The sequence below is a fragment of the Granulibacter bethesdensis genome (assembly GCF_001889525.1).
In the GTDB taxonomy this organism is placed as follows: domain Bacteria; phylum Pseudomonadota; class Alphaproteobacteria; order Acetobacterales; family Acetobacteraceae; genus Granulibacter; species Granulibacter bethesdensis_C.
The window spans coordinates 528289-550308 of sequence record NZ_CP018192.1 but is presented as its reverse complement, the minus strand read 5'-3'; the positions used below and the strand labels follow the sequence as shown (position 1 = coordinate 550308).

General features: G+C 59.7%; 21 protein-coding genes. 11 read left to right on the top strand and 10 right to left on the bottom strand.

Annotated elements, in window-relative coordinates; genetic code table 11:
• Positions 1-461 precede the first annotated feature (461 nt).
• A complete protein-coding gene (locus tag GbCGDNIH6_RS02515) occupies positions 462-1514 on the top strand; it encodes a glycosyltransferase family 4 protein (protein WP_072564275.1) in 1053 nt (350 codons plus the stop codon).
• A 113-nt stretch (positions 1515-1627) separates the two neighbouring features.
• Entirely contained in the window at positions 1628-1948 is a 321-nt protein-coding gene (gene hmuQ / locus GbCGDNIH6_RS02510; RefSeq protein WP_072562739.1) for a heme-degrading protein HmuQ, read from the top strand.
• Positions 1949-1972: 24 nt separating this feature from the next.
• Here hmuQ and GbCGDNIH6_RS02505 read toward each other — a convergent pair whose 3' ends face one another.
• The 5 genes from GbCGDNIH6_RS02505 to GbCGDNIH6_RS02480 form a co-directional block, all read right to left on the bottom strand.
• On the bottom strand, positions 1973-2278 hold the full coding sequence (locus tag GbCGDNIH6_RS02505; RefSeq protein WP_072562738.1) for a hypothetical protein: 306 nt from the start codon (positions 2276-2278) through the stop codon (positions 1973-1975).
• Between the two features lie 367 nt (positions 2279-2645).
• Positions 2646-2900 carry a cell division topological specificity factor MinE gene (gene minE / locus GbCGDNIH6_RS02495; RefSeq protein ID WP_072548186.1) on the bottom strand — a complete coding sequence of 85 codons (255 nt, stop codon included), beginning with the start codon at positions 2898-2900 and terminating at the stop codon, positions 2646-2648.
• Positions 2897-3712: a septum site-determining protein MinD gene (gene minD / locus GbCGDNIH6_RS02490; protein ID WP_072562736.1), complete on the bottom strand. Its 816-nt coding sequence runs from the start codon at positions 3710-3712 to the stop codon at positions 2897-2899. The genes minE and minD overlap by 4 nt, the downstream gene beginning before the upstream one ends.
• A 162-nt stretch (positions 3713-3874) precedes the next feature.
• Positions 3875-4585: a septum site-determining protein MinC gene (minC, locus tag GbCGDNIH6_RS02485; RefSeq protein ID WP_198355792.1), complete on the bottom strand. Its 711-nt coding sequence runs from the start codon at positions 4583-4585 to the stop codon at positions 3875-3877.
• 48 nt (positions 4586-4633) lie between these two features.
• Positions 4634-6340: a Na/Pi cotransporter family protein gene (locus tag GbCGDNIH6_RS02480; RefSeq protein WP_232449925.1), complete on the bottom strand. Its 1707-nt coding sequence runs from the start codon at positions 6338-6340 to the stop codon at positions 4634-4636.
• Between the two features lie 228 nt (positions 6341-6568).
• On the opposite strand from GbCGDNIH6_RS02480, the gene GbCGDNIH6_RS02470 reads away from it, so the two are divergent.
• Entirely contained in the window at positions 6569-7159 is a 591-nt protein-coding gene (locus GbCGDNIH6_RS02470) for a CvpA family protein (protein WP_072562734.1), read from the top strand.
• 66 nt (positions 7160-7225) lie between these two features.
• Complete coding sequence (gene purF, locus GbCGDNIH6_RS02465; protein WP_025319660.1) at positions 7226-8704, top strand: amidophosphoribosyltransferase; 1479 nt, start codon at positions 7226-7228, stop codon at positions 8702-8704.
• A 338-nt stretch (positions 8705-9042) separates the two neighbouring features.
• Here purF and GbCGDNIH6_RS02460 read toward each other — a convergent pair whose 3' ends face one another.
• Together GbCGDNIH6_RS02460 and GbCGDNIH6_RS02455 are read right to left on the bottom strand one after the other, a co-directional pair.
• Positions 9043-9732 (bottom strand): phosphatase PAP2 family protein, encoded by a 690-nt coding sequence (locus GbCGDNIH6_RS02460; RefSeq protein WP_072562733.1) that lies wholly within the window; start codon positions 9730-9732, stop codon positions 9043-9045.
• 95 nt (positions 9733-9827) lie between these two features.
• Positions 9828-11546 carry a M3 family oligoendopeptidase gene (locus tag GbCGDNIH6_RS02455; RefSeq protein WP_072564272.1) on the bottom strand — a complete coding sequence of 573 codons (1719 nt, stop codon included), beginning with the start codon at positions 11544-11546 and terminating at the stop codon, positions 9828-9830.
• A 158-nt stretch (positions 11547-11704) separates the two neighbouring features.
• Here GbCGDNIH6_RS02455 and GbCGDNIH6_RS02450 point away from each other — a divergent pair, with 158 nt between their 5' ends.
• Complete coding sequence (locus GbCGDNIH6_RS02450) at positions 11705-12646, top strand: bifunctional riboflavin kinase/FAD synthetase (RefSeq protein WP_072564271.1); 942 nt, start codon at positions 11705-11707, stop codon at positions 12644-12646.
• 43 nt (positions 12647-12689) lie between these two features.
• On the opposite strand, the gene GbCGDNIH6_RS12325 is transcribed toward GbCGDNIH6_RS02450, so the two are convergent.
• Complete coding sequence (locus GbCGDNIH6_RS12325) at positions 12690-12863, bottom strand: hypothetical protein (RefSeq protein WP_157692302.1); 174 nt, start codon at positions 12861-12863, stop codon at positions 12690-12692.
• Here GbCGDNIH6_RS12325 and ileS point away from each other — a divergent pair.
• The 6 genes from ileS (at position 12849) to GbCGDNIH6_RS12320 (ending at position 20709) form a co-directional block, all read left to right on the top strand.
• Entirely contained in the window at positions 12849-15707 is a 2859-nt protein-coding gene (gene ileS, locus GbCGDNIH6_RS02445; protein WP_072562732.1) for an isoleucine--tRNA ligase, read from the top strand. The genes GbCGDNIH6_RS12325 and ileS overlap by 15 nt on opposite strands.
• A 36-nt stretch (positions 15708-15743) precedes the next feature.
• A complete protein-coding gene (gene lspA / locus GbCGDNIH6_RS02440) occupies positions 15744-16298 on the top strand; it encodes a signal peptidase II (protein WP_232449922.1) in 555 nt (184 codons plus the stop codon).
• A 127-nt stretch (positions 16299-16425) separates the two neighbouring features.
• The gene (locus GbCGDNIH6_RS02435; protein ID WP_157692301.1) at positions 16426-17001 is read left to right on the top strand and encodes a DUF3035 domain-containing protein; all 576 of its coding nucleotides are present in this window, start codon (positions 16426-16428) and stop codon (positions 16999-17001) included.
• 45 nt (positions 17002-17046) lie between these two features.
• Positions 17047-18906 (top strand): DNA mismatch repair endonuclease MutL, encoded by a 1860-nt coding sequence (gene mutL / locus GbCGDNIH6_RS02430; RefSeq protein ID WP_072562730.1) that lies wholly within the window; start codon positions 17047-17049, stop codon positions 18904-18906.
• Between the two features lie 4 nt (positions 18907-18910).
• Entirely contained in the window at positions 18911-20395 is a 1485-nt protein-coding gene (locus GbCGDNIH6_RS02425) for an ArnT family glycosyltransferase (RefSeq protein WP_157692300.1), read from the top strand.
• A 146-nt stretch (positions 20396-20541) separates the two neighbouring features.
• Entirely contained in the window at positions 20542-20709 is a 168-nt protein-coding gene (locus tag GbCGDNIH6_RS12320; protein ID WP_157692299.1) for a hypothetical protein, read from the top strand.
• A 342-nt stretch (positions 20710-21051) separates the two neighbouring features.
• Here the strand turns inward: GbCGDNIH6_RS12320 and GbCGDNIH6_RS12315 are convergent, their stop codons facing one another.
• Both GbCGDNIH6_RS12315 and rsmD read right to left on the bottom strand, forming a co-directional pair.
• The gene (locus tag GbCGDNIH6_RS12315; RefSeq protein WP_157692298.1) at positions 21052-21213 is read right to left on the bottom strand and encodes a hypothetical protein; all 162 of its coding nucleotides are present in this window, start codon (positions 21211-21213) and stop codon (positions 21052-21054) included.
• A gap of 258 nt (positions 21214-21471) precedes the next feature.
• Positions 21472-22020 (bottom strand): 16S rRNA (guanine(966)-N(2))-methyltransferase RsmD, encoded by a 549-nt coding sequence (gene rsmD, locus GbCGDNIH6_RS02420; RefSeq protein WP_072562728.1) that lies wholly within the window; start codon positions 22018-22020, stop codon positions 21472-21474.

Below are 22020 nucleotides of genomic sequence, written 5' to 3'. Positions count from 1 at the left end.
TCCCGGAATGGTCTGCCCAGAATGGGCTGAAAGAGTGATCGTGACGGGTTTACTGGACATGAGTAATCCCGGATACGTGATATTGATCGATCCGTCACCCACGATGCGCATCCGTTATCGTCAATAAGTTTACTGTTGCTGCTCAGGCCAGAAAAACTGCCCTTTCAACAGAAGCGGCACCTCTTCAAAACGAGAATCTTCCTTCCTGCTATCAGCACAGGCCGTTACCGGGAGGCATCATGGCAGCAACCTTTCACGAGCTGATCCGTTTCGGTCCCGGCAGAAATGCTGAACCATAAGGTCGGGCATTCGCAGACGGTTGCCTTTGGTCAGCACATTTTACCGATCATTGCGGCAGCACTAAGGCAAACCTGTCTTATTGCTGCCTGTATCAGGATGCATGTTTCACGCAGCGACACCGGCATCCAGATCGTTATCCGCAACAAATGGAGCTCATCGCCATGCGTATTGCCCAGATTGCCCCGTTACACGAAGCCGTTCCACCCAAGCTTTATGGTGGCACGGAACGGGTTGTCTCCTTCCTCACTGAGGAACTGGTCGCAATGGGACATGACGTTACCCTGTTCGCCAGCGGAGACTCCATTACCGATGCAAAGCTGGCAGCCACGTGGCCACAGGCGCTGAGGCTGGATCAGACGATCCGCGACACACTCGCACCTCAGATTTTGCAAATGGAACGCGTGCGGCAGATGGCAGATCAGTTCGACGTGCTGCATTTTCATAATGATTACATGCCGTTCAGCCTGTTTTCCCGCCAACCGACCCCGTTCGTCAGCACTTTGCATGGGCGGCTGGATTTGCCGGAATTGTCCCAGATTTATGATGCCTTCCCGGATACGCCGGTCATTTCCATCTCCCATTCCCAGCGCCGCCCTTTGCCGAATGCCCATTTCATTGGCACAGTCCTGCATGGTCTGCCTGCCGAGCTGCTGACACCTCAGCCCGGCAAACATGATTATCTGGCCTTTCTGGGCCGCATCTGCCCGGAAAAACGGCCCGATACGGCCATCCGCATCGCCCGTGCAGTAGGTATCCCTCTGCGCATTGCCGCCAAAGTGGACAAGGCCGATCAGGACTATTTCGAAACCGTGATCAAACCGATGCTGCCGGGCGGAGGCGTCGAAATGGTGGGCGAGATCGGGGATGACCGAAAAGCGGAATTTCTCTCCGGCGCCCTTGGTCTGCTGATGCCGATCGACTGGCCGGAGCCGTTCGGGTTGGTAATGATCGAGGCCATGGCCTGCGGCACACCAGTCATTGCCATGAATCGCGGCTCGGTGCCGGAAATTCTGGATGATGGTGTGACCGGATTTATCGTCGAGGATGAAAAAAGCGCCATCGCTGCTGCGCGCAAGCTCGATCGGCTAAACCGGACCAGTGTGCGTAGCATGTTTGAAAAACGCTTCACAGCACGCCGCATGGCAGAGGATTACCTGGCGATCTATCGCAAGCTGGGTGTTGACGCACGGCCTGCCCTGCGCGTCATTACCTGAAATCCGGCATATTCCAACCCCCTTGCCGCCTATCCGTCAGAATTGCACGATCGTCGGATACAAGGGGCGGCCCGCTATATCAGGCTGGCCAACCGGCAGCAGGAGAAGTGCTCATGTTTATTGCCATGAACCGGTTCAAGGTTCTGCCGGATGCCACACAGGCATTTGAGGAAGTCTGGGCCAATCGGCCCAGTTTTCTGGAGACTGTACCGGGTTTCATCGAATTTCATCTTTTGAAAGGCCCGGTACGTGAAGATCACGTCCTCTACGCATCGCATACCATATGGGCCAGCCGGGATACCTTCGAAGCCTGGACCAGATCAGAAGCTTTCCGCGCAGCTCATAAAAATGCCGGCAGCAATCGACCGCTTTATCTCGGGCATCCTGAATTTGAGGGGTTCGAGATTATCCAGACCCTTCAGCAAAAACCCTGATACCAACCACGCTACAGGGCAGCTTTATTTTTTTATGGGATACCAGGGCGGTTCCACACCGTCCGACATCTGACGCAGGCTGCCCTTTTCATGCTCGGATGAGTCCGCATCCCCCGCACTGTAAGGGGCACCCGGTACATACCAGTATTGTGACCCGACACCACTGCCAATGCCCAAACCAACATGCACGGCCTTGGCCGCTGCAATAGAGCCTGCCGGTGCTTCAGCACCATGCTCACTCGCAAAGGCTGCCCCGCTGACAATAAGACTGATCAACAGGATAGCTGCTCCAGTCAGGTTATGACGGTCACGATAAAGCGGTCCGGTCATGGCGCGTCCCTCTGGCTGTAATTGTCTCCGACAAATTTCGGGTCACCGCATGCAACGCCTCACGAAGCGATCAGTTGTCTCGTGTTTTTGCCTGCCATCCCAAAAATCTCAGCGGATGGCACGGAGAATTTTGCAGGAGCCAGCATCTCCGGCAGCACAGTTCACCTGTGCACGAGTCCGGAAATCGAGCGTCTGCCCCGCTTGAGGATAAGGGGAATCCTCATAAGAGGCTCCACCGGTATAAGGCGTACCGCCGCCTGTATAACGATGATGTGAAGAGCCACATCCTGCCAAACCCAGACATAAGGCCAGACTGAAGGGAAGCAACAGGCAGGATGACCTCACCCTGAATGGCCTGCCTGGATGCTCAAGCCTTCTTTCCATTTGGCATCTCGACATCGATTTCCAGTGTGGAAAAAGCAGAGCCGCGATCAAGTTTGACCTGCACCTTTTCCCGGTCAATCTCGACATGCTTCGCGATGACCGCAATAATCTCTTCCTGCAGGATGGCGGCGAGGTCAGTATTACCCTCCAGCCCGCGCTCATGCGCCAGCAGAATCTGAAGCCGGTTGCGGGCGACCTGAGCCGTCGGTTTACGTTGGAGAAAGCCGAATAAGCTCACGCAACCCTCCTGCCGAACAGACGACCAACCAGCCCGCGCTTCTCGGACGGCACCACCATCGGCACATCCTCACCCAGCAGGCGCCTTGCAGCATCGAAATAGGCCTTGCCCGGCACGCTCTGCGGCGCATTCAACGTCACAGGTGAGCCGACATTGGAGGCTTTCAGCACTTCTTCGCTATCCGGAATGATGCCCAGCAGAGGGATCGATAAAACCTCCAGCACGTCATCGACCTTCAGCATCTCGCCCTTCGCCGCCCGGGCAGCGTCGTAACGGGTCAGTAACAGATGTTTGTCGATGCGCTCGTCTTTCTGCGCCTTGTCCGTTTTTGAATCCAGCAGACCGATGATGCGATCACTGTCGCGCACGGATGACACTTCGGGGTTGGTCACCACCACCGCGACATCGGCAAACTGCATCGCGAGAGTGGCACCTTTTTCGATCCCGGCGGGGCTGTCGCAGACGACCCAGTCGAAACGTGTGCGCAGTTCCTCGATCACGGTCTGCACACCTTCCGGGGTCAGCGCGTCTTTATCACGGGTCTGGCTGGCAGGCAGCAGGGAGAGATTTTCAACCCTCTTGTCACGGATCAGGGCCTGGCTAAGGCGCGCATCGCCTTGCACCACATTGATCAGGTCGAACACCACACGACGTTCCGCACCCATGATCAGATCAAGATTGCGCAGGCCCACATCGAAATCGACGACACAGACGGTCTTGCCCAGCTGGGCCAACGCCGCACCCAGCGCGGCAGTCGATGTCGTCTTGCCGACACCGCCCTTGCCCGAGGTCACAACCAAAACCTTAGACATTTAAGCCTCCCTCAGGCGCTCAACCGCATCCACATTGGGGATGCTCCACCGTAGATCATGACCCGGTCATCCGCAGCATGCCATGAGAATCAGGGCCACAGACACACGGATGCTTTATCGTTTCGACGATAGCCAACATATCTGGCCAGTGTAAGAGGCCGCTTAGTCGAACGCGACGATCTTGATCGTTTCACCGTCACGCATGATCTGCACCGGCTTGCCGCGCAGGGATGGTTCCATATCGTCGGCAGTTTTCCAGACGCCTTCGATCGCCACCAGCTCGGCTTCCAGCTTGCTGCAGAAGATACGGGGGGTTCCGTCTTCCATCAATCCGGCAATTGCACGGCCACGGAGCGTGCCGTAGACGTGAATGGAACCGCCGGCGACGACCTCCGCCCCGGATGCGACGGAGCCGATCACGATCACGTCCCCTTTGTCATGCACGACAGATTGGCCGGAGCGCACCGGGCGCTCTACGACCAGGGCCATCATTTCTTCCGGCGGGGTTTCTTCGGGAATATCCAGATCGCCCGCAGCACGGCTGCCGCGAATCACCGGCGGCAGAGTGGCAAGCAGATTGTCGCTCCATTCTTCTCCGGCCTCATCCAGCCCCTCAATGCCGATAGGACGGATGTTGCGGGCTTCCAGCTCGGCGAAGAGTGCCATCAGGCCGGGTTCCTGCAACCCGGCAACAGACAGGTCCACCACCACCGGCCGACGGTCGAAAAAGCTCGGTGACCGCACGATCTGCGCATCAAGCTCCCCCAGCCAGTCATGCACCGGTTGTTCCGGCACCAGGACGACAGCAATGAAGGACCGACCGCGCACGCGGAAAAAAGGACGGGTTTTGACTTCTGATGTCACGCTGCTCACGTACAATCGGAAACGGTCCGACGTCAACAAGGACCGCAGAAGGAAACCTCATTCAACCCGCAGGCGACTGGCGGCCAGTTCCCCATGCGCCTCCAGCACCGGATAGGCGGCAGCGGCCACGAGATGCGTGTTCATCAGCTTCAGGTCACGCAGCACATCCAGATACAGGTTTTCCGGCTCGGCCGCTTTCCCTTCCGTCCGCAGACGCCGGAAATATTGTTCGGTGGCACTGTTTTCGGCATCCCGGAACACTTCCTTCTCCGCTGCCAGACGGCGGGCAAGACGCACATCCTCGGTCATGAACAGGGCCGCAGCGTTGCGAAGATTGGTAGTGCAGCGTTCGATCAATGTCTGGATCTCAGCATCCGCTTCAGGGGAGAAGGCAATCCCGCCCTTGAATTTCTTCATTGCCTGAGACAGCAGATTACGTTCGATCACATCCCCTGCATTCTCGATATTCGTGCCGAAGGAAAGGATTTCCCGCACCCTGCGGTGGTCGGCCTCACTCATGGCTTCCGGATCGATCCGGGTCAGATAGGAGCGGATCGCAGCATTGAGACGGTCGAGCACCGAATCGAGCCGTCTGGTATCGGCGATTCCCTTTCGGCCACCACGGGCGAATGCTTCCTTCAGCCCCTGCAACATCCTCTCCAGCACATCGACCAGCCGCAGCGCTTCCCGCGCGGCTCCGCCGAGCGCGGCGGGCGGGCTTTCCACGGCTGCTCCATCCAGATAGAGCGGGCGGGCCGGATCATCCTCATCCTGTCTGGCGGGCAGCATCCGCTTCAGCAGGTTTGCGAATGCGTCCAGAAGGGGAAACGCCACAATCGCCAGCACAAGGTTGAAGGCGGTATGGAAATCCGCGACGGCCCTGCCCGCATCCGGCTCGATCTGCACAATCAGACGACCAACAGGCCCCAGCACCACCATTGCCACCACCGCCCCCAGCGTGCGGAGCAGCAGGTTACCCAACGGAAGCCGACGGGCCGCGGGGTCTTCTCCCGATGCCCCTTCCAGCACCGGATTGATCGCGGTGCCGATATTCGCGCCGAGCACCATGGCAAAAGCGGCATCGGGGGAAATCGCGCCTTTTTGTGCGAAACTCATCATCAGCAGTACTGTCGCCACGCTGGAGTGGGCCGCCCAGGTCAACCCGGCCCCCAGCAGCAGGTCCAGCAACGGCCAGCTGGCCACAACGCCCAGCAGCTCCCGCGCCTGCCCTGCGTGCTCATAGGGTTCCAGCAGCGCCACAAAGCTGTGCAGCGCCATGAGCATCAGGCCAAGCCCGATCATGATGCGCCCGGTATCCCGTGTAGCCGCCTGCCCACGACGGAACATCATGACCCCGATCAGGATCAGCGCGGGCGCCACGGCGGCAATGTCGAAAGACAAAAGCTGGACAATCAGCGTGCTGCCGACATTGGCCCCCAGCATGACCGCCAGCGCCGGAGCAAGTTCCACCAACCCGCCTGCCGCGAATCCGGTCAGCATCAGCCCGGTGGCGGTGCTGCTTTGAAGAATAGCCGTGACGCCCATGCCGGCCAGAAAGGCCTTGAAACGGTTACGCAGCGCCCGGGTGAGAAAAATATTCAGCCGCGCCCCCAGAGCACGCTGAATGCCTGTCTGAACCATGTGCACGCCCCACAGCAGCAACGCCACGGAGCCCGCCAGATTCAGCAATGCCATCGACACATCCATGCCGGCACCTTGCCCTGTTCGATCCTGTGCCGCCAGTGACGGATCGGTTTCTGTCAACGTCCGGGCATGCTTGACCGGCCTTATGCCACTATACCGGCCTGGCACAAAGCGTGACATGATGGTCACTTATTTTGCGAGGATGTGCTGTAATGCAGCCTCCGCGCTGGCATCAGAGCGGGAGGGCCGATATATGCGCCTCGCTGCACCTTTTCGTGACATGATGATGACCTTGAATCAGGCCACCCTCCATGGCGCTGTTATGCGCCCTGCCTTGATCCAGCCGCTATGAACTGGGTCGACCTGACCGTGCTGGCGGTTCTGGCCGTATCGGCCATGCTGGCCTTTACGCGGGGCTTTGTGCGCGAAGCGCTGGGCATTGGTGCATGGGTGGGGGCCGCCTGGATCGCGGCGCGGGGCTTTACCTCCGTTACACCGCAGATTCGCAACCTGATCCCGGATCATGCTCTGGCCGATCCGGCCGCCTTTGCCATCGTTTTTGTGGTGGCATTGATCGTGCTGTCCGTTGTCGCCTCCATGATCGGGAAGCTGGTCCGTGGCTCCGTTCTCGGAGGGCTGGATCGCACGCTGGGACTGGTGTTCGGCATCGTGCGCGGCTTTGCCCTGATGCTCTGCGCCTATATCGCGGCAGGGCTGCTGATTCCTGTACAAAACTGGCCGGAGCCGGTACTGAAAGCGCGCGCCTTACCCTATATCTATGCGGGAGCGGTCCGCCTGACCGAAGAAGTCCCGGAAGAATACCGCCCGAAACTGGCCGCCCCTGAAAAGGTGGAAACCAGGGCGCAGGACTATATGCAGGCAAGCCCCCGCGGCTATGCCACCGGAAGACGGCCCAGCGAGGGGCAGGAGAGTAAATAAATGGCGCAGCCGACCCGTTCCGACGAGCTTCACGATGCCGCCGCCTCTTCCGGCGGAACCGGTCCTATGACGCCTCAGACCCTGCTGGTCGATCGGGCCGAGGACGATACACTGCATGAGGAATGCGGGGTGTTCGGCATCTGGAATGCCACGGATGCCGCTGCCATTACCGCACTCGGCCTGCATGCGCTCCAGCATCGTGGACAGGAAGCGACCGGCATCGTCAGCTATGACGGGCAGCGCCATCATACGCATAAGGGTCTGGGGCTGGTCGGCGATAATTTCGGCGATGCACGGATCATGGCCTCCCTGCCCGGCCCGCACGCGATCGGGCATAACCGCTACGCGACCACCGGCGAGACCCTGCTGCGCAACGTGCAGCCGCTTTATGCCGATTTCGAGTTCGGCGGTCTGGCCGTCGCCCATAACGGCAACCTGACCAACGCCCTGACCCTGCGCAAGGCGCTGGTCCGGCGCGGCTGTCTGTTTCAGTCCACTACAGACAGCGAGGTCTTCGTCCATCTGATCGCGATCAGCCTCTATTCCACTGTGGTGGACCGGCTGATTGATGCCATCAAGCAGGTGACGGGGGCCTACTCTCTGGTGGCCCTGTCGACCGATGCGCTGCTTGGTGTGCGTGATCCGATGGGGGTTCGGCCCCTGATTCTGGGCCGTATTCCCGGCGCCGCCGGTGCGCCGGGATCATGGGTACTGGCGAGCGAGACCTGCGCGCTGGATGTCGTCGGTGCGGAATTCGTGCGGGATGTGGAGCCGGGCGAGATCGTCGTCATCAACGATCAGGGTGTGCACAGCATCCGTCCCTTCGGCCGTACGACCTCCCGCTTCTGCGTGTTCGAATACATCTATTTCGCCCGTCCGGATTCAGTGCTGGAAGGCATTTCCGTCTATGATGCCCGCAAGAGCATCGGGCGCGAGCTGGCCCGCGAAAGCCATGTCGAGGCCGATGTCATCGTGCCTGTGCCGGATTCCGGCGTTCCTTCCGCGATGGGATATGCGGCGGAATCGGGCGTGCCGTTCGAACTCGGTATCGTCCGCAATCACTATGTGGGTCGCACCTTTATCGAGCCGACCGACCAGATCCGTCATCTGGGTGTAAAGCTGAAACACTCCGCCAACCGCGCCGCGCTGGAGGGCAAGCGCGTGGTGCTGGTGGATGACTCCATCGTACGCGGCACCACCAGCCGCAAGATCGTGGAGATGGTGCGTCAGGCCGGAGCCGCCGAAGTCCATATGCGTATTTCGTCTCCGCCCACCACGTATTCGTGCTTCTACGGCATCGACACGCCGGAGCGCAGCAAGCTGCTCGCCGCCCGCAACAACGTCGAGGAAATGGCCAAGCTGATCGGAGCGGACTCTCTGGCGTTCATTTCTCTGGACGGGCTGTATCGCGCGCTCGGGCGGCCCGGACGCGATGACAGCAAGCCTTATTATTGCGATGCGTGTTTTACGGGTGAATATCCGGTGCCGATTCCGGATTTTTCCGAAAACGCTATGCGGCAGCCACAGATGAGTGATCCGCGATAGCGCTGTTGGCAGAATTTGCTTTCCGTTCTAGTATTTAAAAGGTAAAATTATATACCTCCATATTAATGGAGATAGCCCGCTAGCGTTCTCAAGCTCGGCCTCAAAGAAAGCTGCTCCCCCGTGCATACGGGGATGTAAATATACTTGAAAGGGCTGGCCCAAAACTTTGGATCAGCCCTTTCAAGTTTTTAAAGAAAATATTTTTCCAAGATTATTAGGAAGAGATAGACAGTTGTTTGATTAACCTCTAAGGTAATCTTCACTCATTCTCCTTTCCGGTCAGGGGGCATATGGACGTCCTGAATAATCAGGAAGCTCTTTATATCGAGCATGTGAGCTTAAGTCAATGGTATTGCTAATCTAGCCTTCTCAAGCTCATGTCCAATCAATTCTCCCAAAATTTGCCCTGCCTCCAGATCGCTTGGAAAATGCGACCCCGCCTCCACCCTATTACGAGCAAAGACCGCGGCACGTGCGTAGAGCGCCTCCCGCTTCTCCGGGAAAATCCGGGCCAGAATGGCAGCTGTCATGCAGGCGAAGGTAGCATGCCCTGACGGATAGGAAGCCTGCGCCGAGCGTGTCTCCAACGTTCTAAGTGTGGGATCCAGCGTATAGGGCCGAGGACGGCCAATCTTCGCCTTGGCCTGCGCGACCAGTTGGGCCTCCACGCGATAGACACGATCCAGCATGGCGGCGAGACGCGGATAATGCTGATGGTCAAAATCCGGCCCGATCACAGAGGCGAACTGCTCCATCACGCACTCATGATCGGCGCGGATTTTCTTCTCCTGCGCCGGCGTGCGGGCGGCGACGGCTTGACGAACCGCCTCCATATCCATCTGCTCCTGTTGACTGCCGGGGGCAGGCGGAGGCGGCAGCAGGCTGGCCAGATCAATGCCCTGCAGAGCTCGTAGAGCCTGATCAAACTCGGACTGCCCCAGATCGGCACGGCTGGCCGTGGCGGGGCCGAGCAGAAGGCAGAGCAGCAACGAGACTGTAAAAACCCCGATCCGGGAGATAATTTTCATCCCTGATACCCCCGGCCGGCCTCTTTGCCGACCAACCCTTTTGATACCGTCCTTACTGATATTCTGGATTATTTTCTGTTTTTATCACAGAAAAATCATATCAACCCGAGTGTTTTCGCCGCCTCATCCACCACCGCATCCAGGGCACCGGGGGAAAACGGGCTGGCCAGACCGGCTGAACGTGCCAGAGCGGTAAAAGGGGCCGCGCCGCCACGCCCGCACAGAGCGACATAATCCGTCAGTGCCGAGGCATAATCCTGCCGCATGCGCACCCAGAATTGCAGCGCACAGCACAAGGCGAGCGTGTAGTCGATGTAATAGAATGGCGAATTGTAGATGTGCTGCTTCGCCTGCCAGCGCCCGCCCGCCGCCGGCCACCCCAGATCACCGTAATCAGTCCATGGCATGTAACGGGCTTCCAGCCGCCGCCATATCGCATGGCGTTCTGCCGGGGTGGCGTCGGGTCGGGCATAGACCTCATGCTGGAAATGATCGACGCAGACGCCATACGGCAGAAAAGCCAGCGACTGGATCAGGTGCATGCGCCGGTAACGCTCGGCTTCGTCCTCTCCCACCAGCTTGCCGATTCCGGGCCAAGTCAGGAATTCCAGACTCATGGAATGGATTTCCGCCGCTTCATAGGTCGGCCAGAGCAAATCGATACCCGGCAGAGTGCGGCTGGCATAATTCTGGAAGGCATGGCCCATTTCATGGGTGAACACGCCGATATCGTGATGCGTGCCGGTAAAATTCGCGAAAATATACGGCATCCCGTCCGATTGCGTAGGAAAGGAGGTGCAGAATCCCCCACCCGCCTTGCCGGAACGGTTATCCAGATCCATGAAGCCGCCGGCACGCATCAACCGGTAACAGACTCCGATGCCTTTTGCGTCTCCTCCGGACAAATGAGCATCCATCGCATCGAACATGCCCTGAGCAGCCTCGCCCAGCACCTCCACCCCGCCGAGCGGTTTGGGGTTGCCGCGCGGATCGACCAGCGCTTCATCCCAGAAACGGAGCCTGTCCCAGCCATGCTCCTGCCGCCTTGCTTCCAGCAGACGGGCAACCAGCGGGGTCACCTTCTCCGCCACGGCATCGCGATAGCGGGCGACATCCTCCGGCCCGTAATCGGTGCGACGCAGCCTCCGGTAGGCCAGAGCGATGAAGTTCTCATCCCCCAGCTTGCGGGCCATGCCATGCCGCAGCCGGACCAGAGCATCGTAAATTCCGTCCAGCCTCTCGCCATGATCAGCAAAATACTGCCAGCGGACTGCCTCCGCCTCATGACGGATCGCGCGATCCTCATGCTCGGCATAAGGGGCAAGGCCGGAGAGATTGACGGTTTGGCCGCCGATCTCCAGCCGGGCCGCCGCCAGAAGCTCGGTATAGTCCGCCTCCAGCTTCGATTCCTGTTCCAGATCGTCAGCAATGGCAGGGATAAAGGTGGTGATATCCGCCTCCCACAGCGCCAGCACATGCTCGCCATAAGGCGGTGACAGCAAAGGCAAAATCGACGCGCGGTCGGGATGGGCCAGCACGCGCCGCTTCAGCGTAACTTCACAATCCTGAGCAAAAGGCGCCAGCGAATCCGCATAACTGCGCTCCGCTTTCGCCTCCACGTCCGCCGTGTTGCGGGAGAAAGCCAGATGTACCAGTGCCGACCAGCGTGCATAATCCCGCCGATCCTGATCCATGGTGGACAGGGCCTGCGCCCATGCTCCTGCTTCCATCAGGGCCAGCACGGCGTCCCGTTCGGCGGCGAGGCTTTCCCGTGTGGGCCTCGGCGCAGATATGTTTTCGAAACGTGCGGCCATCAGAGGGAGACTCCCGTTGCGGTCAATAGGATGGAAGAAAACACAGGCTGCCGCATTCATGCCCGCCTGTCATGGTGCCCCGCCTCTCATGGTGCCCTGTCTGTTTCTGCTGCACTGAACGATTGATCCCGACGCAGCCTTCGCGCACAAACGGCGGCATGCGGATCATCACGGACTGGCGACACATTCCCCCCGAAGCCCGCGGCGCAAGCGTCGCACTGGGCAATTTCGACGGCGTGCATCTCGGGCATGAGGCCGTTATCCGTGCCGCCCATGCGGCCAGACCAACCGCCCCCCTGATGGCGCTGACCTTCGAGCCGCATCCGCGGGAGTTCTTCCGTCCCTATGATCCGCCCTTCCGCCTGACCCTCTCTGCCGAGCGCGCCGATGCGCTGGCACGGCTGGGCGTGACATGGGTGGTCGAACTGGCTTTCGACGAGGCTTTCAGCCTGATGGAAGCCGAGGAATTCATTTCCGGCGTTCTGCTGGCCGGGCTGGATGCAAAACATCTGGCCTGCGGGGCCGATTTCGCCTTCGGCCACCGGCGCGGCGGCGATATAACCCTGCTCTCCACCCGCAGCGAGGCGCTGGGGATCGGGCTGACCATTGTACCACCCATCATGGATGCAGAAGGGCCGCTTTCCTCCACCCGCATCCGCCGCCTGTTGCAGGATGGCTATCCGGAGCGTGCGGCACAGTTGCTCGGACGGCCATGGGGAATTCGCGGCATCGTCTCCCACGGGGACAAACGCGGACGCACCATCGGCTTTCCCACGGCGAATATCCCCTTCGGTCGGCATCTGGAGCCGGCCCGCGGCGTCTATGCCGTCACGGCCCGGTTGCCGGACGGCACCGCATATCCGGGGGTTGCCAATATCGGTCGCCGCCCGACCGTCAATGAAGGGCCGGAAAGCAGGCTGGAAGCACATCTGTTCGACTTCAGCGGCGATCTGTACGATCAGGATATCACCGTCAGCCTGCACGCATTTTTGAGAGCGGAACGAAAATTCGCAGGGCTCGACGATCTACGCGGCCAGATTGCCCAGGATGCGAATGAAGCACGGAAGCTGCTTGACCAGCTTCCTGCACGCCAAGCATAGTCCGCCCCCCGATGCAGAATGCAGCCATGTCGTCCAGACCGTTTCAGTCCATCTCCACCCGATCCTGCCTGCGAATGAGGTAGCTGGCCGCCCGGGCACCTTCCTGCGTGCCCTGTTGTGACGGCCAGCCAGACGCGGCGATTTCCATTTTCTTCTTTTCTTCCCGGGCCGTATCCTGACGGCCCTGCAGCGGCGGACCATCATGTCTCATAGTCAAGACCAGAGCGATCCCCAGACCCAAGAGAACCAGACCCCGGATTACCGGAATACGGTTTTCCTGCCGGCGACTTCCTTCCCTATGCGCGGGGACCTGCCGAAGAAAGAGCCCGGCATTCTTGCCCGCTGGGAGGCCATGGGGCTGGGGCGGAAGCTGCGTGATGCCCGCATCGGGGCGGAGCCGTTCGTGCTGCATGACGGCCCTCCCTATGCCAATGGACATCTGCATATCGGCCACGCCCTGAACAAGATTTTGAAGGACGTGATCAACCGCGCCCGGCAGATGGCCGGATACGATGCCGCCTATGTGCCAGGCTGGGACTGCCATGGCCTGCCGATCGAATGGAAGATCGAGGAAGAATACCGCAAAGCGGGACGCAACAAGGATGAGGTGCCGGTTCTTCAGTTCCGCGCCGAGTGCCGCGATTACGCCCGTAAATGGCTCGATATCCAGTCTGCCGAATTCCGCCGTCTGGGGGTGGAGGCCGACTGGAGCAATCGCTACGCCACCATGGATTTCGGCTCCGAGGCCGCCATTGCGGGCGAGATCGGCAAATTCCTGCTGAATGGAGCACTGTATCGCGGCCTGCGTCCGGTGATGTGGAGTCCGGTGGAGAAAACCGCTCTGGCAGAAGCCGAAATCGAGTATCACGACCATACCAGCACCACGATTCATGTCCGCTACCCGGTGCTGAGCGCCCGTGAGGCTGATCTGATCGGGGCTTATGTGGTAATCTGGACCACCACGCCATGGACCATGCCAGGCAGCCGTGCCGTCGCCTACGGTCCGGAGATCGATTACGTGCTGGTGGAGACCCCCACCGGCTCCGGCGGGACTGAAACCCTGATTGTCGCGGAAGCCCTGCTGCCGCAGACTCTGGCTGCCGCCGGTCTCACGGAGCATCGCGTGCTCCGCCAGTTCAAAGGGGCTGCGCTGGAAGGTGCCATCGCCGCCCATCCGCTGCGTGGCCGTGGCTATGAGTTCGACGTTCCTCTGTTGCCGGGCGATCATGTCACCACCGAGCAAGGCACCGGGCTGGTGCACACCGCCCCCGCGCATGGCGAGGAAGATTTCCAGCTCGGCCGCGCCCATGGCATTGAGGTGCCGGAAACGGTGGGGGATGACGGCACCTACTACAGACACGTTCCCCTGTTTGCCGGCCTGCATGTCTACAAGGCCGCCGAGCCGGTCTGCGCCGCATTGTCGGAAGCGGGCATGCTGCTGGCCCGCAGCACGCTGGTGCATTCCTACCCGCATTCATGGCGTTCCAAAGCACCGCTGATCTATCGCGCCACGCCGCAATGGTTCATCCGCATGGACGGGCCCGAAGATATTCGCGGGCAGGCACTGGCCGAGATCGACCGCACCCGCTTTATCCCCGATCAGGGCCGCAACCGGATCGGCTCCATGGTCGCCAACCGCCCGGACTGGTGCATCAGCCGCCAACGCGCCTGGGGCGTGCCCATCGCTGTGTTCGTGGAAAAAGCCACCGGACAGGTGCTGCGTGACGCTACCGTGATGGAGCGCATCGTCTCCGCCTTCCGGGAGGAAGGGGCCGATGCATGGTATTCCTCTCCGCCTTCCCGCTTCCTCGGCAACGATCGCAATCCCGAGGATTACGAACAGGTGTTCGACGTGATCGATGTCTGGTTCGAAAGCGGTTCCACCCATGCTTTCGTGCTGGAAGCACGGGACATGAAATGGCCGGCCGATCTGTATCTGGAAGGCTCCGACCAGCATCGCGGCTGGTTCCAGTCTTCCCTGCTGGAAGCCGTCGGCACGCGCGGATCGGCTCCGTTCGAGGCGGTGCTGACGCATGGCTTCGTGCTGGACGAGCAGGGACGGAAAATGAGCAAGTCCCTCGGCAACGTCACCGCGCCGCAGGAAGTGATCGACCAGTATGGCGCGGATATTCTCCGGCTTTGGGTCATGTCCTCCGACACGCGGGACGATCTGCGGATCGGCAAGGAAATCCTGAAGCAGCAGGGCGAACTGTATCGCCGCCTGCGCAACACCCTGCGCTGGATTCTGGGCAGCCTCGACGGGTTCGCCGAGGAAGAGCGGGTCAGCGAGGCAGACATGCCGGAGCTGGAACGTTGGGTGCTGCATCGCCTCACCGAGCTGGACACACGCTTCCGGCAAGCGGTGGAAAGCCATGACTGGACCGGACTTTACCCGGAACTGCACAATTTCTGCGCCTCTGATCTATCTGCGTTCTACTTCGATATCCGCAAGGACGTGCTCTACTGCGACCGCACCGACAGTCCGCGTCGCTGCGCCACGCGGACTGTGCTCGATCATCTGCATCGCTGCCTGACCATCTGGCTGGCTCCCGTACTGGTGTTCACGGCCGAGGAAGCCTGGACCGCCCACTTCGGCGAGCAGGACAGTGTGCATCTCCAGACCCTGCCCACCCTGCCGCATCACTGGCACGATCCGGTTCTTGCCCGGCGCTGGGAGGAAATCCGTAGCATCCGTCGCCGTGTTACAGCGCCGATCGAGGAAGCCCGCCGGGCCAATCAGATCGGTGCCTCTCTGCAGGCTGCCGTCCGCCTGCCGCTGTCGCTGGAGGAAATGGATTTACTGCCGGAAGCGGACTGGGCGGACATCACCATCGTTTCGGCACTGGAACAGGTCTATGATCCTATCCGCGATGCCGATGGAGCCAGCAAAGGCGTGCTGGATGGTACACAGATGGAGGTCTCCATCACCCGCGCGCCCGGCCAGAAATGCGCGCGCTGCTGGAAAGTCCTTCCGGAAGTCGGCAGCATTGCCGCACACCCGGCCCTGTGTGTACGCTGCGCGGATGCGGTCGAGAGTGGTCTGATCTGCCGCAGCGCCTGAAATCGGGGTTACAGGAATAGGCGAAGGATACACGTCATGAGCAGCATTGCCGCCCTCCGCCGCGCCGGAGCCGCCGAGAAAGCACGGCGGTTTCCGGGATTTTATATGCCGATCGGTATTCTTGCCGCCCTCATCGTGCTGCTGGCCGATCAGGGCAGCAAATGGTTCATTCTTGAAACAGTGAACTTGCCGGAGAAGCATCAGATTGTGCTGCTGCCCGTCCTGAACCTGACCATGGTATGGAACCGGGGGGTCACTTTCGGTCTGCTGAACGGGTTTGGGCCTGCCGGTATCTGGATACTGGGCGGCGGAGCGATCCTGATCGTCGCCGGATTGCTGCTGTGGATGCGGCGTGCGGAAAACCGGCTGATTGCCATTGCGCTGGGGATGATCGGCGGCGGGGCGATCGGGAACGTGATTGACCGGTTTCGCTTCGGCGCGGTCGTAGACTTCATCCATGCGCATATAGGCGATCTGTCATGGTTTGTGTTCAACGTGGCCGACGCAGCCATCGTGATCGGCGTTGCCCTGCTGATTATCGATACGCTGATCGGGCGGACCCAAAGGGAAACCCGAACCGGAGAAGGCTGATATAGCCCCCGTTATGGCATGGCCGGTGCAGACAGATGGCATCGTTCCCGCTATTCTTCCCTCTCAAGAATGCGCCAGTCCCGGCCGCCAGTGCCGTGACCCAGCCCGGATGATGAGCACTGCACCCATGACCACCTTTCCGCGCCGCCCGACTGCCTGCTTCACAAGACTGTTCCGCTCCCTTTCCGCCATTGCCATCCTTTGCTCTGTGTCCGGCTGCGGCGAAAGCACGCTCCGCACGTTCGGGCTGGTGCACGATGCGCCCGATGAATTCAAGGTCACGACCCGCGCGCCACTGGACATTCCCCCCACTCTGGATGGACCGTTGCAGCCACCGCGCCCCGGTGCGCCTCGTCCGCAGGAACAGAATGAGCAGATCAGTGCTGAAGCCGCACTAAGTCCTTCCGCAGCGCTGGCCGATCCGGGCAACATGCCCAGGTCTGGACAAAAGGCCCTGCTCACTGCCGCCGGCCCGTCCAGACAGCCGCAACATATGCAGGCCGAGCCCTTACCGGGGCAGACCAAAAAATCCGGGCTGATGGACAAGCTGATGTTCTGGCAGGACGACACCGTTCCCACCACGTTGAACGCTGCCGAGGAAGCTGCCCGCCTGCGTCAGAAGGGCATCACGGTTCCTCCACCCCCGACAACTGCCAGCACACAGGCCCCGCAGAAAAAAAGCAGCTTCCTCGGGATCTTCTGAGCCGGTTTCTTCTGGATCGGGCCGTTTCGGTCTATTATCCGATCCATGACAGAGTCTGCCGCTTCCTCCCTCTCGCCGCGCATCCGCCTGCTGCCTGATGCGACGATCAACCGCATCGCCGCCGGGGAAGTGATCGAGCGTCCCGCCGCCGTGGTGAAGGAACTGGTGGAAAACGCTCTGGATGCCGGAGCGACCCGCATCGTCGTGGTGCTGGAAGGCGGCGGCATCACCCGGATCGAGGTTCGGGATGATGGCAGCGGCATGACGGAGGAAGAGCTGACTCTGGCCATCCAGCGTCATGCCACCTCCAAACTGACCGATGACTCATTGATTCGCATCGCTACGCTTGGTTTCAGGGGGGAGGCCCTGCCCTCGATCGGGGCTGCCGGACGGCTGAGCATCACCAGTCGCACCGCCGCCTGTGACCATGCCCACAGCATCACCGTTGAAGGGGGCCGGGTCGGGGCGGTCATACCGGCCTCCGGTCCGCAAGGAACCCGCATTGTGGTGCGGGATCTGTTTTTTGCGACCCCCGCCCGCCGCAAATTTCTCAAAACACCTCGCAGTGAGGCCGATCAGGCTGAAATCGCCGTGCGGCGGCTGGCTTTCTCTGCCCCCCATGTCGCGTTCCGCTGTGAAATCGATGGCCGGGAAATCTTCGACCTTCCCACCGCCACACCGCAGGCGCGCATCGCCGCGCTGCTGGGGGAAGAAGCCGCCGCTGCCATCCTGCCCGTTTCTGCCGAGCGTGACACGCTTCTGCTGGGTGGTTTCATCTGCGCCCCTACCGTGACCCGCGCCACTGGGGCCTCCCAGAGTTTCGTGGTGAACGGACGCCCGGTTGCCGATCCAATGCTGCGCACGGCCTTGCGCGTGGCCTATCGGGATGTGATCCCCTATGGCCGCCACCCGGTTGTGGCGCTGCAACTGACCGTGCCGCCGGAAGATGTGGACGTGAACGTCCATCCGGCCAAGACGGAACTGCGTTTTCGCGATGCCGCCGCTGTGCGCGGGCTGATCATCGGCGCGATCAGCCGCACTCTTGCAGCCGGGGTCGGCGGACCGGTCGGACAAACAGAGAATGGTGGAGAGGCATCTTCCACCCTTAGCATTCCGCCCCCTCGGCTGAATATTTCCCGGCCCAGCTACACACCTGCGCGCGGTGGCGGCTACGCTGCCACGCCCCCGGCACGCCCGCGCTTCGGCTTCGCGGAGGCCCAGTTACCGCTTCAGGATGCGCCAGCCGCCCGTGGCGCCATGTCCTCTGCCCCCGAGACGGTTCAGGATGGATCGGCACCCGCACCACCGCTCCCTGATCCCGCCTATCCGCTGGGGGCCGCGGTGGCGCAGGTGCTCGATACCTATGTGATTGCCGTCGCGGCGGACGGAGCGCTGGTGCTCGTCGACCAGCATGCCGCGCATGAAAGACTGACCCATGAGGCTCTCCGCAGCGCCCTGCTGAATGGCACCGTAAGCAGCCAGGCGCTGCTGATGCCTGAAGTGGTGGAGATGCCGCCACGGGAAGCGGCCCATCTGCTCGATGCGGCCTCTTCGCTCGCAAAACTGGGGCTGGATATCGAAGCCTTCGGCACCGGGGCTGTTCTGGTGCGTGCCTTACCTGCTCTGCTGAAACCACAATCCGTCTCTGCCCTGCTGCGGGATGTCGCCGAGGAACTGGCCGAGCTGGGCGCCAGCATCGCGTTGGAAAGCAGACTGGATGCCGTCATTGCCCGCATGGCCTGCCATGGCTCCATCCGCGCTGGACGGCGTCTGACCGTGCCGGAGATGAACGCCCTGCTCCGGCAGATGGAGGCCACGCCACGTGCCGCCACATGCAGCCATGGCCGCCCCACCGTGTTGCGCCTCAGCAAAGCCGAGATCGAGACCCTGTTCGGGCGGCGGTGAAATCATGGACCAATCCCTTACCTCACGCCCATCATCATGGTGGGGACGCGCCTGCCATGTGCTTTTATGGCTGCTTGGGCTGCTGTCATTCGGTCTGATTGCGGAACGGGTACTGAGTCTGGGGGATCATCTCTCACGCGATCCCAATGAGGGATGGAATGCGTTTCAGACCCGGCAGATTTTGTCCGGACAGGCTTTGTACCCGCCTCTGGATGGGCTGACCGGCAACAACTATCCACCACTCTCGTTTTATATCGTTGGCTGGACTGCAAAACTGACCGGTGACCCTATTCTTGCCGGGCGACTGCTGGCGCTGCTGTCGATGCTTACCGTAGGCGGGATCATCGTCTGGATGATCAGGCGGTTGGTGATCAGAGCTGCATCTCCGGCTGTTTATGCACCATGGCTGGGTGGGCTGTTGTTCATGGCGCTCAATGCCACCCTGCTGCGACGCTATGTCGGGCTGGATGACCCGCAATGGATGGCGGATGCAGTCATGATGGCCGGGATGGCCCTGATCCTGCCAAAACAGGCCGGAGAATCACCCTCGGCGGCTTGCTCTGTCGGCTCTGCACTGCTGCTGCTGGGAGGCGGGATGATCAAGCATAATCTGCTGGCCGCACCGCTCGCAGTAGGGATATGGCTGCTGCTGTATCACCGCCGTGCATGGCGTATCTGGTGCATCACCGCACTGGTCGGCCTGGCAGGGGGGGCCGCACTCTGTCTGATGATGTACGGGCCGGATATGATGCGCGACATTGCCGACGCCAAACGGCATCTCTCCATCCTTCGCATGGCCGATAAATCCATCGTGCCTCTGCTGGTGCTACTGCCTATGGCCATTGCCTCCCGGCCACTATTGCAGATGCGGTGGCAAGATGATCGGCTCGATCTGATCATGATTTTCGCCCTGATCGCCCTGCCACTCGGCATTTTTCAGCGCAGCGGGCAAGGCGTGGATGTGAATGCCCATATCGAGGCCGTGATTGCGCTCTGCCTGTCCGTTGCCGTTTCTGGCACGGCCCCCATTCCGACAGACAATCCGTGGCGCATGCGCGTGCTTATCGCCGCGCCATTATTGATCGTCGGACTGGTTGCCATTCCAAAAATCATCAGCGAACGACGCCATCTCGCTAACGATCTGCATGCCTGGCGTTTCATGGAAACCCGGATCGCGGCGATGCCCGGGCCTGTCGCCTGTGAAATGCCCGCTCTATGCTTCTGGGCGGGTAAGGATTTCGTCCTCGATTTTTTCCTGTATGGGCAGCACGTCGCCCTATCCGGGGATAATCATCTTTTACAAGAAGCACTCCGGAGCAGAAAGTTCAGCGCCATCCTTCTGGAGCAATCCAAACACTCAACCAAAGCCGGAGAAATCAGCAGCCCACTGCCATCACTCATCGAACAGATTTATATGCCTCTTGATCTGGGCCAGAAGCACTGGGAAATCATGGTTCCACGACCAGCAGGGCCGGATCATAAGGGTTGATCTTATCAAAGATCGCCCAGCCCCCCTAAATAATGCTGCTCAAACGTTTTAAATAAAATTCACTTGCATTTTGGTACCCTAGATCGAAAAATTAACTAAAGGGCAAGTGAGTTTCAATTTGCTCATTATATATGGAAGTAGAAAACATGACCGAAAAACTAGACCAGAACGAAAAAATTTCTGACCAGCAGCTGGAAGAAGTGTGTGGTGGCGCCCGAAATGCAGAAGCCGCGCCTTCAACCCAGAATGCATCACCCCAGAAGCCGCGCCGTCGTTATCCAATCACATCTGTGGGCATGTTAGTAAAATCATAAAATTGATATCCAGTTTTACGCATAATTGCGGCAATCCAAAGTCAATTTTGGATTAAAATGTCAATTTTAATGCTATGTCCTGTAATAAACGCAGAACTGCACGTGTGGACTCGGAACTAAATTTCTATATTTTAAGCAGTTTTCACATGATAAAAATAGTGATAGACTGAATTATCTTGTCGCTATATTGTATCTGTTCTTATACATGCATGCAGTATAAAGTTTACTGGGGATGCTGATGCCATCAAAACAATAGCATCAACTGTGTATAGTTTAGTGGAGCGCTGACTGAAATGAAGCAGCGATCCCATCGATACATGCCAGTTCCCGGATAAAAGCAGATTATAATGGTTGTATTTCAAGTGGAAGGAATCGGGAATTGCCTCCCCCACCATTGACCTCTTCCAGCATTTTATCAGCAATACCTTCCTGAACCTGGTTCAGGTTTTTTTCATTCTGCTCCTGCACGTCAGAAGCTTTGGGCTGGCCAGCATCATCTTTCATTTCATATCTTCCACGCTCAGTTGTCGAATACACGCGAAAAATCAATCTCCAGCATCAAAACACATTCTTACCGAATCCATACAACATAAAAATTTGCTTTTATTTAAGAAAATGCCATGCAGCCCCAGTTGACGGGATTGCTCTTCAAATATCGCCCCACTCCTCCGCAACAGAGCCATAAGCGGCATTGAAAATATTCATATAAGCCAGCCATTTGGCCGGTCAACGGGCTGAATGCCGGTCGGCTGGAATGCTACTTCAGACAGACCGCCAGATCACGATGCGGGCCGCACCTTGCTCCCTTTCAGCCAATGTTGTCATAGCTGGAAGGAACTCATCACGCGCATATTCAGCAACGATCAGGGCATCCGGAGCAATCCAGCCCCGTGATTTCAAGGCCGCAAGCGCCTTCGGCACCAGATCCTGACGATAGGGCGGATCAAGAAAAACAAGGTTGCATGCGAAAGACGCCAAAGGAGGAACCAGCATATCAGCCGCCAGCACTCTTGCCCGCTCCCCTGCCCCCAGCGCGGTGACGTTGGTCCGCAAGGCTTGGAGCGCCACAGGATCGCGCTCAATCAGCACAGCCTCCTTGGCGCCGCGTGACAAAGCCTCCAGCCCCAGCGCACCGGTACCGGCAAATCCATCCAGCACAGTGGCGCCATCAAGCAGGCCACGTCCACCCCATGGTGCATGGAGCAGCATATCGAACAAAGCCTGCCGAACCCGGTCCGCCGTCGGGCGGGTTGCCTGTCCGGGAGGGGCAATCAACGCACGGCCTCGCCATTGCCCGGCGACGATTCTCAT

Excerpts from the sequence above, each read along its gene's own strand:
- purF (WP_025319660.1), top strand. The coding sequence starts at position 7,226 with ATGACGCCTCAGACCCTGCTGGTCGATCGGGCCGAGGACGATACACTG.
- hmuQ (WP_072562739.1), top strand. The coding sequence starts at position 1,628 with ATGTTTATTGCCATGAACCGGTTCAAGGTTCTGCCGGATGCCACACAG.
- GbCGDNIH6_RS02435 (WP_157692301.1), top strand. The coding sequence starts at position 16,426 with ATGACCACCTTTCCGCGCCGCCCGACTGCCTGCTTCACAAGACTGTTC.
- minD (WP_072562736.1), bottom strand. The coding sequence starts at position 3,712 with ATGTCTAAGGTTTTGGTTGTGACCTCGGGCAAGGGCGGTGTCGGCAAG.
- mutL (WP_072562730.1), top strand. The coding sequence starts at position 17,047 with ATGACAGAGTCTGCCGCTTCCTCCCTCTCGCCGCGCATCCGCCTGCTG.
- ileS (WP_072562732.1), top strand. The coding sequence starts at position 12,849 with ATGTCTCATAGTCAAGACCAGAGCGATCCCCAGACCCAAGAGAACCAG.
- GbCGDNIH6_RS02455 (WP_072564272.1), bottom strand. The coding sequence starts at position 11,546 with ATGGCCGCACGTTTCGAAAACATATCTGCGCCGAGGCCCACACGGGAA.
- lspA (WP_232449922.1), top strand. The coding sequence starts at position 15,744 with ATGAGCAGCATTGCCGCCCTCCGCCGCGCCGGAGCCGCCGAGAAAGCA.
- GbCGDNIH6_RS02505 (WP_072562738.1), bottom strand. The coding sequence starts at position 2,278 with ATGACCGGACCGCTTTATCGTGACCGTCATAACCTGACTGGAGCAGCT.
- GbCGDNIH6_RS02470 (WP_072562734.1), top strand. The coding sequence starts at position 6,569 with ATGAACTGGGTCGACCTGACCGTGCTGGCGGTTCTGGCCGTATCGGCC.
- GbCGDNIH6_RS02450 (WP_072564271.1), top strand. The coding sequence starts at position 11,705 with ATGCGGATCATCACGGACTGGCGACACATTCCCCCCGAAGCCCGCGGC.
- rsmD (WP_072562728.1), bottom strand. The coding sequence starts at position 22,020 with ATGAGAATCGTCGCCGGGCAATGGCGAGGCCGTGCGTTGATTGCCCCT.
- GbCGDNIH6_RS02515 (WP_072564275.1), top strand. The coding sequence starts at position 462 with ATGCGTATTGCCCAGATTGCCCCGTTACACGAAGCCGTTCCACCCAAG.
- GbCGDNIH6_RS12315 (WP_157692298.1), bottom strand. The coding sequence starts at position 21,213 with ATGAAAGATGATGCTGGCCAGCCCAAAGCTTCTGACGTGCAGGAGCAG.
- GbCGDNIH6_RS02425 (WP_157692300.1), top strand. The coding sequence starts at position 18,911 with ATGGACCAATCCCTTACCTCACGCCCATCATCATGGTGGGGACGCGCC.
- GbCGDNIH6_RS02460 (WP_072562733.1), bottom strand. The coding sequence starts at position 9,732 with ATGAAAATTATCTCCCGGATCGGGGTTTTTACAGTCTCGTTGCTGCTC.
- GbCGDNIH6_RS12320 (WP_157692299.1), top strand. The coding sequence starts at position 20,542 with ATGACCGAAAAACTAGACCAGAACGAAAAAATTTCTGACCAGCAGCTG.